This window comes from Enterobacter cloacae complex sp. IR5459, from assembly GCF_049238005.1.
GTDB lineage: Bacteria > Pseudomonadota > Gammaproteobacteria > Enterobacterales > Enterobacteriaceae > Enterobacter > Enterobacter hormaechei_C.
In genome coordinates this window covers 528,581-541,681 of sequence record NZ_JBMKIG010000001.1, presented here as the reverse complement: position 1 = coordinate 541,681, position 13,101 = coordinate 528,581, and the positions used below count along the sequence as shown (strand labels likewise).

Genomic DNA, 13,101 nt, shown 5'->3' with positions numbered 1-13,101 from the left:
TCAGGCTCCTCGTGAAATGACAATCACCACCAGCACCGCCAGCTCGAACAGCGCCAGGCGGCGGAACAGTACGGGCACGGCGGCCCCCTGCCAGCCCGGCACCCAGCCCACCGGGTTCAGCCAGTGGCGCAGCTTCAGCACGGCGGCAAAGTTCTCTTTCACCGGCATGGCGAAACCGTGGGCGGTGATGACCATCGACTGCTCGTGTTCGTAGCCGCAGGCCCACGCCGCGCCGCGCGAGCGGGAGGCGAGACGGTCGCGTCTGAAGAACAGCATCAGCACGAACGGCAGGAGCGGCGCGGCAATCAGCAGCAGCGCCATCATCGGCTGGGAAACGACGCTATGCGCCGTGACCAGCGGCAGCGGAATAGCGTGGCCCAGCAGCGGCAGCAGCCACGGCGCGGCAACCCCGCCCGCGATGCAGCACAGCGCCAGCGCGACCACGCTGGTGGTCATCAGTACCGGGGCGCAGCAGGCGTTTTCCGCTTCTCGGGTGCGCGGCGCGCCCAGGAAGGTGACACCGTAAACTTTAGCCATACACATCACCGCCAGCGCCCCGGTGATCGCCAGGCCCACCGCCAGCAGCGGGCCGAGTAAACGCCCGATAAACGCCTCGCTCTGGCCGAGGGCGAAGAAGGACTGATAAATCACCCACTCGCCGGCAAAGCCATTCAGCGGCGGCAGCGCAGCCATCGCCATCAGCCCGACCAGCATCGCCAGCGAAATGACGGGCATTTTTTTGCCAATCCCGCCGAGCTTCTCAATATCGCGGTGCCCGGTGCGGAACCAGACGCTGCCCGCGCCGAGGAACAGGGTGCTTTTAAACAGGCTGTGGTTGATAAGGTGATACAGACCGCCAATAAACCCGGCGGCAATCAGCGCCGGCTGGTTGAGCGCCAGCCCGGTGACGCCTGCGCCCATGCCGAGCAGGATAATCCCGATGTTCTCCAGGGTGTGGTACGCCAGCAGACGCTGGATGTTGTGCTCCATCAGCGCGTAGAGGCCACCGACGAACGCGGTGATCATCCCCGCAATCAGCAACGCCACGCCCCACCACAGCGGCGGCTGATCGCCCGTCAGGGTTATCGTCAGGATGCCGAACAGACCGACCTTCATCACCACGGTGGAGAACAGCGCAGCGGCCGGGGCTGAGGCATTGGCATGCGCCTGCGGCACCCAGCCGTGCAGCGGGATTATCCCGGCCAGCAGGCCAAAACCGACTACGCCCAACAGCCAGACGTCGTTGCCCAGCGGCTGGCCGTTAAGCGCGGCGAAATCCAGCGTGCCAAAACGCTGCCACACCAGCCAGCAGGCCAGCGCCAGCAGCAGCGTGCCGAGACGTCCGAGCGCAAACCACAGCTTGCCGGAGGCGCTGCATCCGGTCAGGAACACGCCGCACAGGGCCATGATTTCAGCCATCACCACCAGCGCGCCGAGGTTGCTGGCGACAACGGTACAGACCGCGGCGGCCATCAACAGGTTAACCAGCAGGCCGTTGGCTTTGGTGTGCTGATGGCGGTGCCAGTCGATATTAAACAGGCTGATAAACAGCCCGCACAGGCCAAAGGTTATCAGCCAGATGGCGTTCAGCGGCGTAAGCTCAACGGCGTGGTGAATCAGCGGGATGAGGGTGTCGACGGATTGCCCGTCGATCAGGACAACCCCGCCCGCCGCCAGCGTCATCAGGCTGCCGACCGCCCCGCCGATACCGGCAATCACGCCGCTCAGCGTTTTATGGAAGGCGAGGAGCAGCGCCAGGACAGCGGCGGCGGCAAACCAGGCCACGCCGCTGGTCATCATAACTATCGCGTTCATTTCGCCCCCTCGTAAAGCGCCCGCAGCAGCGAAAGATCGCCGACGTCGGTATTGATGGTCAGCTCACGCTTGCGTTTGCTGGTGCGAGCGATGTCGCGGATGTTGACCTGGACCAGCGCCCGGGTCGGGCAGGTCCGCACGCAGGCCGGACCCTGCTCATCGAAGCTGCACAGGTCGCACTTCACCGCAACGGCGCGAATGCCCGGTACCCAGTCCAGCAGCGTGCTCACGCCTGCCGGAGCCGGCGGCGCAGGCGGCGCTTTCGGGGTATTGGCATTCGCCGGAATATGCAGCGGACGGCTGCCGGAAAACTCAATGGCGCCGAACGGACAGGCGATGCCGCACAGCTTGCAGCTCACGCACAGGCTTTCGTTCAGCTGTACCGCGCCGTCAACGCGGGTGATGGCATTGACAGGACAAACGCCCGCGCACGGGGCGTCTTCACAGTGGTGACAGAGCTGCGGGGCAGACTCTTTCTCATTACGCATGACGCGCAGGCGCGGCATGGACTGTAGCCCGTGCAGGCGGTGCGTTTCCGAACACGCCGCCTCACAGGTCCGACAGCCAATACAGACCGTCGAGTCAGCAATTACAAAACGGTTCACCGGGTCATCCTCTGGTGATGGTCATTTTTGACGAAAAAAAACTGTCTTATCGACACTTCTCGACACTCGCTTTTCAGGCCACGTTCGCGGAGGATTTTCCGTCGATCAGCTGTTTCAGGTTGATCGGCTGATCGTGCTCAACGGCGGCGTAGAGGCCGTTATAAACCGGCGCTATTTTCTCCAGATAGTGCTCCAGCACCTGCTGGCGATCGCGGTTGCTGACGTGACCGTCCACCATGCCGTCGGCCATCAGTTGAGCTTTCGCAATACACTGTTTTTCACCCTCTTTTGTCTCAACGTAATACTCAATGGTGTGGCTGTTGAAGCTCTCCGCCAGGGTGACAAAAATCGTGAAGTGACCAAACAACACAAAGCGCATGTCCCCCTGCGCCGCGCAGCTCATGGCATGGTGCAGACGGGCTTTTGACAGGGTGATCCCCTGAATCAGAGAGTTGCAGTAGAGGTGCCACTGATCCTGAAGCTGCTGATGACGTTGCGCGATGTAATCCGCTTTTTCGCTAATTTCCCAAATAGTCATAAAAGGTATCCGGTTAATGGAGTTAGCGGCTGTTAAGCAGTTTTCGTGCCAGTTTTTAATTTGTTGATTTAAATAGATTTTAACAAGAGACGTACTGTCACCGCCGCGGTGTCGACGTGTCATTTCGACAGCGTTGACATCGTCACGCCGTAACGCAAATCAAGCTGGCACTGTTATTGCATTGAAGGGGCAATTCATTAAGGAGGCGTCATGCACGAAATCACCCTCTGCCAGCGGGCACTGGAACTTATCGAACAGCAGGCTGTGCAGAACCATGCGAAGCGCGTGACCGGCGTCTGGCTGAAGGTCGGGGCGTTTTCCTGCGTCGAGACCAGCGCCCTCACCTTCTGTTTTGAGCTGGTGTGCCGCGGCACGCTGGCGGAAGGTTGCGCACTGCATATCGAGGAGCAGCAGACAGAGTGCTGGTGCGAACAGTGTCAGGAGTACGTCACGCTGTTGTCATCGAAGGTACAGCGCTGTCCACAGTGCCAGAGCAGCGGGCTGCGCATCGTGGCGGATGACGGTATGCAGATCCAACGCCTCGAAATCGAGAAGGAGTAAAGTATGTGTAGTACCTGCGGTTGCGCTGAAGGCAACCTGTATATCGAAGGGGATGAACACCGCCCCCACTCCGCGTTTCGCTCCGCGCCCTTTTCCCCTGCCCCGCGTCCCGCGGCGGCACTGACCGGCATCACCTTCGCGCCGCAGCGTTCCGACGCGGGTGACCTGCATTACGGCCGCGGCGAAGCGGGCACCCACGCGCCGGGCATCAGCCAGCGCCAGATGCTGGAGGTGGAGATTAACGTGCTGGATAAAAACAACCAGCTCGCCGTCCGCAATCGCGCCCGCTTTGCCGCGCGCGAACAGCTGGTGCTGAACCTGGTCTCCAGCCCCGGCTCCGGTAAAACCACGCTGCTGACCGAAACCCTCAAACGGCTGAATAAACGTGTCTCCTGCGCCGTTATCGAAGGTGACCAGCAAACGGTAAACGACGCGGCGCGCATCCGCGAAACCGGTACGCCTGCGATTCAGGTCAACACCGGGAAAGGGTGTCATCTGGACGCGCAGATGATTGCCGACGCCGCCCCGCGCCTGCCGCTGGCGAACAACGGCATCCTGTTCATTGAAAACGTTGGCAACCTGGTCTGCCCGGCAAGCTTCGACCTCGGCGAGCGGCATAAAGTGGCGGTACTCTCCGTGACCGAAGGGGAAGACAAGCCGCTGAAGTATCCGCATATGTTTGCCGCCGCCTCCCTCATGCTGCTGAACAAAGTCGACCTGCTGCCGTACCTGAATTTCGACGTGGATAAGTGCCTGGCTTACGCCCGCGAAGTGAACCCGGACATTGAGATCCTGCTGGTTTCCGCCACGCGCGGCGACGGGATGGACGCCTGGCTGAACTGGCTGGAGAACGAACGATGTGCATAGGCGTCCCCGGACAAATTCATTCCATCGACGGCAATCAGGCCAAAGTGGAGATATGCGGCATCCTGCGCGATGTCGACCTGACGCTGGTAGGCAGCCACGATGAGACCGGCGCATCGCGTCTCGGCCAGTGGGTGCTGGTCCACGTAGGTTTTGCCATGAGCGTGATTAATGAGGAAGAAGCCCGCGACACGCTGGATGCGCTCCAGAATATGTTTGACGTCGAGCCGGACGTGGGCGCCCTGCTGTATGGGGAGGAACGATAACACATGCGTTACGTTGATGAATATCGCGCGCCTGAGCAGGTGTTGCAGCTTATCGATCGCCTGAAGTCCCGCGCGTCGCTGCTGGACTACACGAAAGAAAAACCGCTGCGGATCATGGAGGTGTGCGGCGGACACACCCACGCCATCTTTAAATTTGGCCTCGACCAGCTGCTGCCGGAGAACATCGAATTTATCCACGGCCCCGGCTGCCCGGTGTGCGTGCTGCCGATGGGGCGCATCGACAGCTGTCTCGACATCGCCAGCCGCCCCGGTGTGATTTTTTGCACCTTTGGCGATGCCATGCGTGTACCGGGAAAAAATGGCTCGCTGCTCCAGGCGAAGGCGCGCGGCGCGGACGTGCGGATCGTCTACTCACCGATGGATGCCCTGACGCTGGCGATGGCTAATCCTGAGCGTAAGGTCGTCTTTTTCGGGCTGGGTTTTGAAACCACCATGCCCGCCACCGCCATTACCCTCCAGCAGGCGAAAGCCCGCAACGTCACAAACTTTTACTTTTTCTGCCAGCACATCACGCTTATTCCCACGCTGCGCAGCCTGCTGGAAGCGCCAGATAACGGTATCGACGCGTTTCTGGCGCCGGGCCACGTCAGCATGGTGATCGGCACAGAAGCCTACGGTTTTATCGCTGAACAGTACAATCGTCCGTTAGTGGTGGCTGGTTTCGAGCCACTTGATCTACTGCAAGGCGTGACCATGCTGGTTGAGCAGAAAATAGCGGCCCTGAGTGCGGTGGAAAATCAGTATCGCCGCGTGGTGCCCGATGCAGGTAACAGACGGGCACAGCAGGCAATAGCCGACGTGTTTAGCGTCGAAGGCGACAGCGAGTGGCGCGGACTGGGGCTGATTGCCGAATCCGGCGTACACCTGACGCCCGCGTATCGCGCCTTCGACGCCGAAGCGCATTTCCGACCGCAGCCGCAGCAGGTGTGCGACGATCCCCGCGCCCGCTGTGGCGACGTACTCACCGGAAAATGCAAACCTCATCACTGCCCGTTATTTGGCAACGCCTGTAACCCGCAAACCGCGTTTGGCGCGCTGATGGTCTCTTCAGAAGGGGCATGCGCCGCGTGGTATCACTATCGCAACCAGGAGTGTGAAGCATGAACACGGTGGAAATGGCGCACGGAAGCGGTGGACAGGCGATGCAGCAGCTGATTAACCGGCTGTTTATGGACGCCTTTGACAACCCCTGGCTCGCCGAGCAGGAAGATCAGGCGCGCATTGCGCTCTCAACCCTCACCGCACACGGTGACAGGCTGGCGTTCTCTACCGACAGCTACGTGATTGACCCGCTGTTCTTCCCGGGCGGCGATATCGGCAAGCTCGCCGTCTGCGGCACGGCAAACGACGTCGCCGTCAGCGGCGCGATCCCCCGCTACCTCTCCTGCGGGTTTATCCTCGAAGAAGGGTTACCGATGGAAACGCTCACGGCGGTGGTCAACAGCATGGCGCACACCGCCCGCGAGGCGGGGATCGCCATCGTCACCGGGGATACCAAGGTGGTGCAGCGCGGCGCGGCGGATAAGCTTTTTATCAACACCGCCGGGATGGGGGCGATCCCCGCCGATATTCACTGGGGCGCTCAACAGCTTTGCGCAGGCGACGTGCTGATTGTCAGCGGCACGCTGGGCTGCCACGGGGCAACCATCCTGAACCTGCGCGAAGGCCTGGGGCTGGACGGGGAACTGCGCAGTGACTGCGCGGTACTCACGCCGCTGATCCAGACGCTGCGCGACATGCCGGGCGTAAAAGCCTTGCGCGACGCCACGCGAGGCGGCGTGAATGCCGTGGTGCACGAATTTGCCGCAAGCAGCGGCTGCGGAATTGAGCTGACCGAGCGCGGCCTGCCTGTCAAAGGCGCCGTGCGCGGGCTATGCGAGCTATTAGGGCTAGACCCGCTTAACTTTGCCAACGAAGGCAAGCTGGTGATCGGCGTGGAACGCACGGCGGCGGAAGCCGTACTTGCACAGCTGCGCGCGCATCCATTAGGGAAAGACGCGGCCATCATCGGCGACGTGGTTGAGCGCAAAGGGGTGCGCCTGACCGGGCTTTACGGCGTGAAGCGTACGCTGGATCTGCCGCACGCTGAACCGTTACCCCGAATTTGCTAGACCGCGCCAAAAGCGGTCAGCGCTGAATTTCTCTTTTTGCCAGTTTCTATTGGAAAGCAACAATGCCGTATACACCGATGAGCGATCTTGGACAGCAGGGCCTGTTTGACATCACGCGCACACTTTTACAACAGCCCGACCTCGGCGCACTGAGCGATGCCCTGACGCGGCTGGTCAGGCAATCTGCGCTGGCGGACAGCGCCGCTATTGTGCTCTGGCATAGCGCAACCCACCGCGCGAGCTATTTCTCAACGCGTGATAACGGCAAAATCTTCGAATATGAAGATGAAACGTTTCTTGCCCACGGCCCGGTGCGGCGTATTCTCTCCCGCCCGGAAGCGCTGCACTGCAATTTTGACCAGTTTCGCCAGGCCTGGCCGAAGCTGGCAGAGAGCAACCTTTACCACCCTTTCGGCCACTACAGCATGCTGCCGCTGGCGGTGGAAGGGCAAATTTTTGGCGGCTGCGAGTTTATCCGCGATACCGACCAGCCCTGGAGCGAGGCGGAGTACGAACGCCTGCACACCTTTACCCAGATTGTGGCCGTTGTCGCGGAGCAGATCCAAAGCCGCGTCACCAATAACGTGGACTACGACCTGCTGAGCCGCGAGCGCGATAACTTCCGCATTCTGGTTGCCATCACCAACGCCGTGCTCTCCCGCCTGGACATGGATGAGCTGGTCAGCGAAGTATCAAAAGAGATCCATCACTATTTTAAAATCGATGCCATCAGCATTGCGCTACGCGGCAACCGGAAAGGCAAGCTGAACATCTACTCCACCCACTACCTTGATGAAGCTAACCCGGCGCACGAGCAGAGCGAAGTGGACGAAGCGGGAACGCTGTCCGAGCGGGTATTTAAAAGCAAAGAGATCCTGCTGCTCAATCTCAATGAACAGGATCCGGTAGCCCCCTACGAGCGGATGCTCTTCAACACCTGGGGCAACAAGATCCAGACCCTGTGCCTGCTGCCGCTGATGTCCGGCAACACCATGCTCGGCGTGCTCAAACTGGCGCAGTGCGATGAAGCCGTATTTACCACCGCCAACCTGAAGCTGCTGCGCCAGATCGCCGAGCGCATCTCCATCGCGCTGGATAACGCCCTCGCCTATCAGGAGATCCACCGCCTGAAGGAGCGGCTGGTGGACGAAAACCTGGCGCTGACCGAGCAGCTCAACAACGTGGACAGCGAGTTTGGCGAAATCATCGGGCGCAGCGATGCCATGTACAGCGTGCTCAAGCAGGTGGAGATGGTGGCGCAAAGCGACAGCACGGTGCTGATCCTCGGTGAAACCGGTACCGGGAAAGAGCTGATTGCCCGGGCGATCCACAACCTGAGCAACCGCAACAGCCGCCGGATGGTGAAGATGAACTGCGCGGCGATGCCTGCTGGCTTACTGGAAAGCGACCTGTTCGGCCACGAGCGCGGTGCCTTTACCGGCGCCAGCAGCCAGCGGCTGGGCCGTTTTGAGCTGGCGGATAAAAGCTCTTTGTTCCTCGACGAAGTGGGCGATATGCCGCTGGAGCTCCAGCCCAAGCTGCTGCGCGTGCTGCAGGAGCAGGAGTTTGAGCGCCTCGGCAGCAACAAGCTGATCCAGACCGACGTGCGTCTGATTGCCGCCACCAACCGCGATCTGAAAAAAATGGTCGCAGACCGTGAGTTCAGAAGCGATCTCTACTATCGCCTGAACGTGTTCCCGATCTGCCTGCCGCCGCTGCGCGAGCGCCCGGAAGATATTCCGCTGCTGGTGAAAGCCTTTACCGCGAAGATTGCCCGCCGGATGGGGCGAAATATCGACAGTATTCCTGCTGAAACGCTACGCACACTCTCGGCGATGGAGTGGCCGGGGAACGTGCGCGAGCTGGAAAACGTCATCGAGCGCGCGGTGCTGCTGACGCGCGGGAACGTGCTTCAGCTGTCCCTGCCGGAGGTTTCTCTTGCGGAAACGACCGTGGCCGCAACCGAGGTTGCGAAGGATGGAGAGGATGAATATCAGCTCATTTTGCGCGTGCTCAGGGAGACCAACGGCGTGGTGGCCGGGCCGAAAGGCGCGGCGCAACGGCTGGGGCTGAAGCGTACCACCCTGCTCTCGCGCATGAAGCGTCTGGGAATCGATAAAGAGAGCCTGAATTAACCCGTCATTCCGGCGCCGTATATGGCGCCGCCTTTCATCACTCTGCGTAATTGTCTCACATTGACACAATATATTTTCCTCTGTATAAAATTCCGCCTTAATAATGCGTTTCATTTGCATCAAAATAATTTTAATGAAGGTAGCGTTTAATGAAAAAGGTTCTCTGCGCGTTAGGCCTGGCGGTTGCATCAATGAGTACAGCTCTGGCTACCACGTACCCGCTCACGATAGAAAACTGCGGGTATAAAGAAACCTTCACCAAAGCGCCGGAACGCGTTGTGGCCCTGGGGCAGAATACCGTCGAGATCCTGCTTCTGCTGGGTCTGGAAGATAAGGTGAAAGCCAGCGCGTTCTGGCCGACCAAAGTATTGCCGCAGCTGGCTGAGCAGAATGCAAAAATCAAAACCCTGACCGTCGAAATTCCGACACTTGAATCCATTCTTGCGCAAAACCCTGATTTTGTTCCTGCACAGCTGCCGCTGCTGCTCGGGCCTGAAAGTAAGGTCGCAAAGCGTGAAGATCTGGCCACCGTTGGGGTAAACAGCTACTTGTCCCCGGGCATGTGCGCCACTAAAAAAGCCGCAGGCGACATGTACGGCAGCCGCCAGACGCTGTGGGACATGACCTACCTTTATCAAGAGATTGAGGATTTCGCCAAGATTTTCAACGTGGAAGCGCGCGGTCAGGCCGTTATCGCCGACTTCAAAAAACGTGAAGCCGACCTGCGCCAGGAGTTTGGCAAAAACAACAAAGACCTCTCCTTTGTTTTCTGGTTCTCAAGCTCCTCACCTTCGGCTGATGCCTATGTCGGCGGCAAAAACAGCGCCTCTGGCTTTATTGCTAACGTGCTGGGCGGCCATAACGCCATTACCTCTGAGACCGAATGGCCGACCGTGGGCTGGGAAAGTATTATTGCCGCTAATCCGGACGTGATTGTGGTCTCCAGCCTGGATCGTAACCGCTGGGCGCTGGACAACGCCGAAGAAAAAATCAAATTCCTGAAAAGCGATCCAGCCGTCAGCCAGATGGAGGCGGTGAAGAAGGGTCATATTGTGGTGATGGACGGCCAGGCCATGAACCCGACGATTCGCACGCTTTACGGTGCTGAGCAGGTCGGCGAACAGCTCAGAAAACTGGGACTGAACTGATGACCACCGCCGTACTTCAGATGCGGCAGGGGGTGCTCCTGACCACGTCATGCCTGCTCGCCTTCGTGCTGTTGTTTCTGGTGATCGCCCTTGGCGTCAGCATCGGTGAGTTGTCTATCCCGCTCAATAACGTGTTCTACGCCATCAGCAATAAGCTGGGGCTGACTGACGTTCCGCTCAACCGCATCTACGAGAGCGTCATCTGGGACTTTCGCCTCAGCCGCGCGCTGGTGGCGGCCTGTTGCGGAGCCGGGTTGGCCATCTGCGGGGCCGTATTGCAGAGCCTTTTGAAGAATGCGCTGGCGGAACCTTACGTGCTCGGCGTGTCGGCGGGAGCGTCAACCGGGGCGGTGTCAGTCGTCGTATTGGGTCTCGGCACCGGCGCAGTATCGCTTTCTGCGGGCGCGTTTGCCGGAGCCTTCGCCGCCTTTGCCTTCGTCGCCTTCCTGACCAACGGCGCGCGCGGCGGCAATGAACGCACGATCCTGGCGGGCGTAGCGGCCTCTCAGCTGTTTAACGCCATTACCGCCTATACCATCAGCACCTCTGCCAGCGCGCAACAGGCGCGCGACGTGATGTTCTGGCTGCTGGGCAGCTTTAGCGGCGTACGCTGGCCGGAATTCCAGCTGGCGCTGGTAGTGGTACTGGCGGGGCTGGCCGTCTGTCTTTATTATTCCCGTGCGCTGGACGCCTTTACGTTCGGTGATGATGCCGCCGCCTCGTTGGGCATTGCCGTGCCCTGGGTGCGCCTGGCCTTGTTTACCACCACCGCCCTGATCACCGCGACCATCGTCAGCATGGCGGGCTCTATTGGTTTTGTCGGGCTGGTCGTGCCGCACGTTATGCGTTTCCTGTTCGGGCCGCTGCACCGCACGCTGCTGATAGCCAGCGCGCTGGCGGGGGCGATCCTGATGGTGCTGGCCGACATCGCCTCGCGGATGCTGATTGCTCCGCAAAGCCTGCCGGTTGGCGTCGTTACCGCACTGGTGGGCGTACCGTTCTTCGCCGTGATTATCTACCGCTCAAGGAATAAGTAATGAGCATCTGCGCCGAGAAAATCACCTGGAAGGTAGGTAAAAAGATCATTGTGAATCATGTTTCGCTGAAGGTTTCCCGGGGCGAAACGGTGGGCCTGCTTGGCCCTAACGGCTGCGGTAAATCCTCGCTGTTGCGCATACTGGCAGGTCTGCGCCGCCCGGATGCCGGGTGCGTGACGCTGGACGGACAGGACATTGCCCGCATTGCCAAAAAGCAGCTGGCGCGGCGCGTGGCGTTTGTTGAACAGCACGGAATGACCGACGCCAATATGCGCGTGCGTGACGTCGTCAAACTGGGGCGAATTCCGCACCATTCTCCCTTCTCAAACTGGAGCGCGCAGGATGACGAAACCGTCACCGCCGCCCTGCAACGCGTGGATATGCTGGATCGCAGCGAACAGGGCTGGCTGAGCTTATCCGGCGGCGAGCGTCAGCGGGTACATATCGCCCGCGCGCTGGCGCAAACGCCCACCGAGATCCTGCTGGATGAACCGACCAACCATCTGGACATTCATCATCAGATGCAGCTCATGCAGCTTATCAGTGAGCTGCCGGTAACCAGCATCGTCGCCATTCACGATCTTAACCACGCATCCATGTTCTGCGATTCGCTGATTGTGATGCAGCAAGGGCAGATTGTGGCGACCGGAACGCCGCAGGAAATCTTATCCGAGGAACTACTCTGGGACGTCTTCAGGGTGAAAACCAGAATCGAGATCTCGCCGTACCACGGCAAAAAACACATCCATTTTATCGTGTAGGGGTGAGTTAAAACGATGCCTCTTCGCACTGCCACCACGCTCTGGCCGCCCGTTCTGCTGGGCAGCCAGTTCGTGTTTAACATTGGCTTTTACGCGGTCGTTCCCTTCCTCGCGATCTTCTTGCGTGACGATATGCTGCTCTCCGGCGGGCTGATTGGGCTGGTGCTTGGGCTGCGCACCTTTTCCCAGCAGGGGATGTTTATTGTTGGCGGCGCGCTTTCAGACCGGTTTGGCGCGAAGAGCGTGATCCTCAGCGGCTGCATCGTCCGCGTGGTGGGTTATTTACTGCTGGCCTTTGGGCAATCCCTGTGGCCCGTCATTCTGGGGGCCTGTCTGACGGGCGTTGGCGGCGCGCTGTTCTCACCGTCGATAGAGGCCCTGCTGGCAAAAGCGGGAACGCAAAGTGAGGCAAAGGGTAAACGCAGCCGCGCGGAGTGGTTTGCGCTGTTTGCGGTGTGCGGTGAACTTGGCGCCGTTCTTGGCCCGGTGATGGGTGCGCTGCTGACGGGGCTGGGTTTCCGCCAGGTTGCGCTCGCGGGGGCGGGAATATTTATCGTTGCGCTCGTGGTGCTCTTTTTCTGCCTGCCCGCGGCGCACCGCAGCACGAAGCCGCTGAAAATTCTGCCCTGGTGGACGACGTTCCGCCAGCCGCGTTTCGTCGCCTTTATCATCGCCTACAGTTCGTGGCTGTTAAGCTATAACCAGCTCTATCTGGCGCTGCCGGTGGAGATCCAGCGCGCCGGGGGGAACGAAAAAGACCTGGGACCGCTGTTTATGCTGGCATCGGTGCTGATCATTGTTCTGCAATTGCCCCTCGCCCGCTTCGCCCGAAAGGTTGGCGCGGTAAGGATTTTACCGGTGGGCTTTTTGCTGCTCTCCGCCGCGTTTGCCAGCGTGGCGCTTTTTGCCGCGACGGAGCCGCCGGAAGGCTGGCTGCGCCTGCTGCCCTCTGCAAGCTTTGTCACCCTTTTAACGCTTGGACAGATGCTGCTGGTGCCGTCGGCAAAAGATTTGATCCCACATTTTGCCGAGGAGTCAACGCTTGGAGCGCACTATGGCGCGCTCTCAACCGCCGGCGGCATCGCGGTGCTGGTGGGGAATTTAGGTTTAGGCAGCCTGCTGGATAAGGCGCTGGTGCCCTCGACGGAGGCCATTTACCCGTGGCTGCTGCTGGCGGTGTTTCCACTGTGCAGCGCGGTCGCGCTGAGCGTGATTTGTCGTCCACTGCGGCGCTGAGAC

13 protein-coding genes are annotated in these 13,101 nt (G+C 60.1%); 10 read left to right on the top strand and 3 right to left on the bottom strand.

The genetic code is table 11. The annotated features are described in order from the left end of the window. The 3 genes from hycC to hycA form a co-directional block, all read right to left on the bottom strand. Window positions 1–1,815, bottom strand: a complete 1,815-nt coding sequence (gene hycC, locus ACOTX4_RS02600) for a formate hydrogenlyase subunit 3 (protein ID WP_045331286.1) — start codon at window positions 1,813–1,815, stop codon at window positions 1–3. Further along, window positions 1,812–2,420, bottom strand: a complete 609-nt coding sequence (locus tag ACOTX4_RS02595) for a 4Fe-4S dicluster domain-containing protein (protein WP_045331289.1) — start codon at window positions 2,418–2,420, stop codon at window positions 1,812–1,814. Before ACOTX4_RS02595 ends, hycC begins: the two co-directional genes overlap by 4 nt. 73 nt (window positions 2,421–2,493) lie before the next feature. Beyond that, window positions 2,494–2,958 (bottom strand): formate hydrogenlyase regulator HycA, encoded by a 465-nt coding sequence (gene hycA / locus ACOTX4_RS02590; protein ID WP_022651744.1) that lies wholly within the window; start codon window positions 2,956–2,958, stop codon window positions 2,494–2,496. Window positions 2,959–3,168: 210 nt separating this feature from the next. Between hycA and hypA the strand changes: the two genes are divergently transcribed. From hypA to ACOTX4_RS02540, 10 genes are all read left to right on the top strand, one after another. After that, complete coding sequence (gene hypA / locus ACOTX4_RS02585) at window positions 3,169–3,519, top strand: hydrogenase maturation nickel metallochaperone HypA (RefSeq protein WP_045331292.1); 351 nt, start codon at window positions 3,169–3,171, stop codon at window positions 3,517–3,519. Between the two features lie 3 nt (window positions 3,520–3,522). Next, a complete protein-coding gene (gene hypB, locus ACOTX4_RS02580; protein WP_023323665.1) occupies window positions 3,523–4,386 on the top strand; it encodes a hydrogenase nickel incorporation protein HypB in 864 nt (287 codons plus the stop codon). Continuing rightward, window positions 4,377–4,649 carry a HypC/HybG/HupF family hydrogenase formation chaperone gene (locus tag ACOTX4_RS02575; protein ID WP_045331296.1) on the top strand — a complete coding sequence of 91 codons (273 nt, stop codon included), beginning with the start codon at window positions 4,377–4,379 and terminating at the stop codon, window positions 4,647–4,649. Before hypB ends, ACOTX4_RS02575 begins: the two co-directional genes overlap by 10 nt. A gap of 3 nt (window positions 4,650–4,652) precedes the next feature. After that, the gene (hypD, locus tag ACOTX4_RS02570; protein WP_045331298.1) at window positions 4,653–5,774 is read left to right on the top strand and encodes a hydrogenase formation protein HypD; all 1,122 of its coding nucleotides are present in this window, start codon (window positions 4,653–4,655) and stop codon (window positions 5,772–5,774) included. Then, window positions 5,771–6,781, top strand: coding sequence for a hydrogenase expression/formation protein HypE (gene hypE, locus ACOTX4_RS02565; RefSeq protein ID WP_045331299.1), 1,011 nt, complete (start codon window positions 5,771–5,773; stop codon window positions 6,779–6,781). Before hypD ends, hypE begins: the two co-directional genes overlap by 4 nt. A gap of 62 nt (window positions 6,782–6,843) precedes the next feature. Further along, entirely contained in the window at window positions 6,844–8,916 is a 2,073-nt protein-coding gene (gene flhA, locus ACOTX4_RS02560; RefSeq protein WP_023323668.1) for a formate hydrogenlyase transcriptional activator FlhA, read from the top strand. A 149-nt stretch (window positions 8,917–9,065) separates the two neighbouring features. Continuing rightward, window positions 9,066–10,064: an ABC transporter substrate-binding protein gene (locus tag ACOTX4_RS02555; protein WP_022651749.1), complete on the top strand. Its 999-nt coding sequence runs from the start codon at window positions 9,066–9,068 to the stop codon at window positions 10,062–10,064. Further along, entirely contained in the window at window positions 10,064–11,101 is a 1,038-nt protein-coding gene (locus ACOTX4_RS02550; protein WP_022651750.1) for a FecCD family ABC transporter permease, read from the top strand. Before ACOTX4_RS02555 ends, ACOTX4_RS02550 begins: the two co-directional genes overlap by 1 nt. After that, window positions 11,101–11,862: an ABC transporter ATP-binding protein gene (locus ACOTX4_RS02545; protein WP_022651751.1), complete on the top strand. Its 762-nt coding sequence runs from the start codon at window positions 11,101–11,103 to the stop codon at window positions 11,860–11,862. Before ACOTX4_RS02550 ends, ACOTX4_RS02545 begins: the two co-directional genes overlap by 1 nt. A gap of 15 nt (window positions 11,863–11,877) precedes the next feature. Then, entirely contained in the window at window positions 11,878–13,098 is a 1,221-nt protein-coding gene (locus ACOTX4_RS02540; RefSeq protein WP_045331302.1) for an MDR family MFS transporter, read from the top strand. Window positions 13,099–13,101: the final 3 nt, after the last annotated feature.

Coding starts and splice junctions, on each gene's coding strand:
- hycC (WP_045331286.1), bottom strand. CDS start 1,815: ATGAACGCGATAGTTATGATGACCAGCGGCGTGGCCTGGTTTGCCGCC.
- hycA (WP_022651744.1), bottom strand. CDS start 2,958: ATGACTATTTGGGAAATTAGCGAAAAAGCGGATTACATCGCGCAACGT.
- hypA (WP_045331292.1), top strand. CDS start 3,169: ATGCACGAAATCACCCTCTGCCAGCGGGCACTGGAACTTATCGAACAG.
- hypB (WP_023323665.1), top strand. CDS start 3,523: ATGTGTAGTACCTGCGGTTGCGCTGAAGGCAACCTGTATATCGAAGGG.
- ACOTX4_RS02575 (WP_045331296.1), top strand. CDS start 4,377: ATGTGCATAGGCGTCCCCGGACAAATTCATTCCATCGACGGCAATCAG.
- hypD (WP_045331298.1), top strand. CDS start 4,653: ATGCGTTACGTTGATGAATATCGCGCGCCTGAGCAGGTGTTGCAGCTT.
- hypE (WP_045331299.1), top strand. CDS start 5,771: ATGAACACGGTGGAAATGGCGCACGGAAGCGGTGGACAGGCGATGCAG.
- flhA (WP_023323668.1), top strand. CDS start 6,844: ATGCCGTATACACCGATGAGCGATCTTGGACAGCAGGGCCTGTTTGAC.
- ACOTX4_RS02555 (WP_022651749.1), top strand. CDS start 9,066: ATGAAAAAGGTTCTCTGCGCGTTAGGCCTGGCGGTTGCATCAATGAGT.
- ACOTX4_RS02550 (WP_022651750.1), top strand. CDS start 10,064: ATGACCACCGCCGTACTTCAGATGCGGCAGGGGGTGCTCCTGACCACG.
- ACOTX4_RS02545 (WP_022651751.1), top strand. CDS start 11,101: ATGAGCATCTGCGCCGAGAAAATCACCTGGAAGGTAGGTAAAAAGATC.
- ACOTX4_RS02540 (WP_045331302.1), top strand. CDS start 11,878: ATGCCTCTTCGCACTGCCACCACGCTCTGGCCGCCCGTTCTGCTGGGC.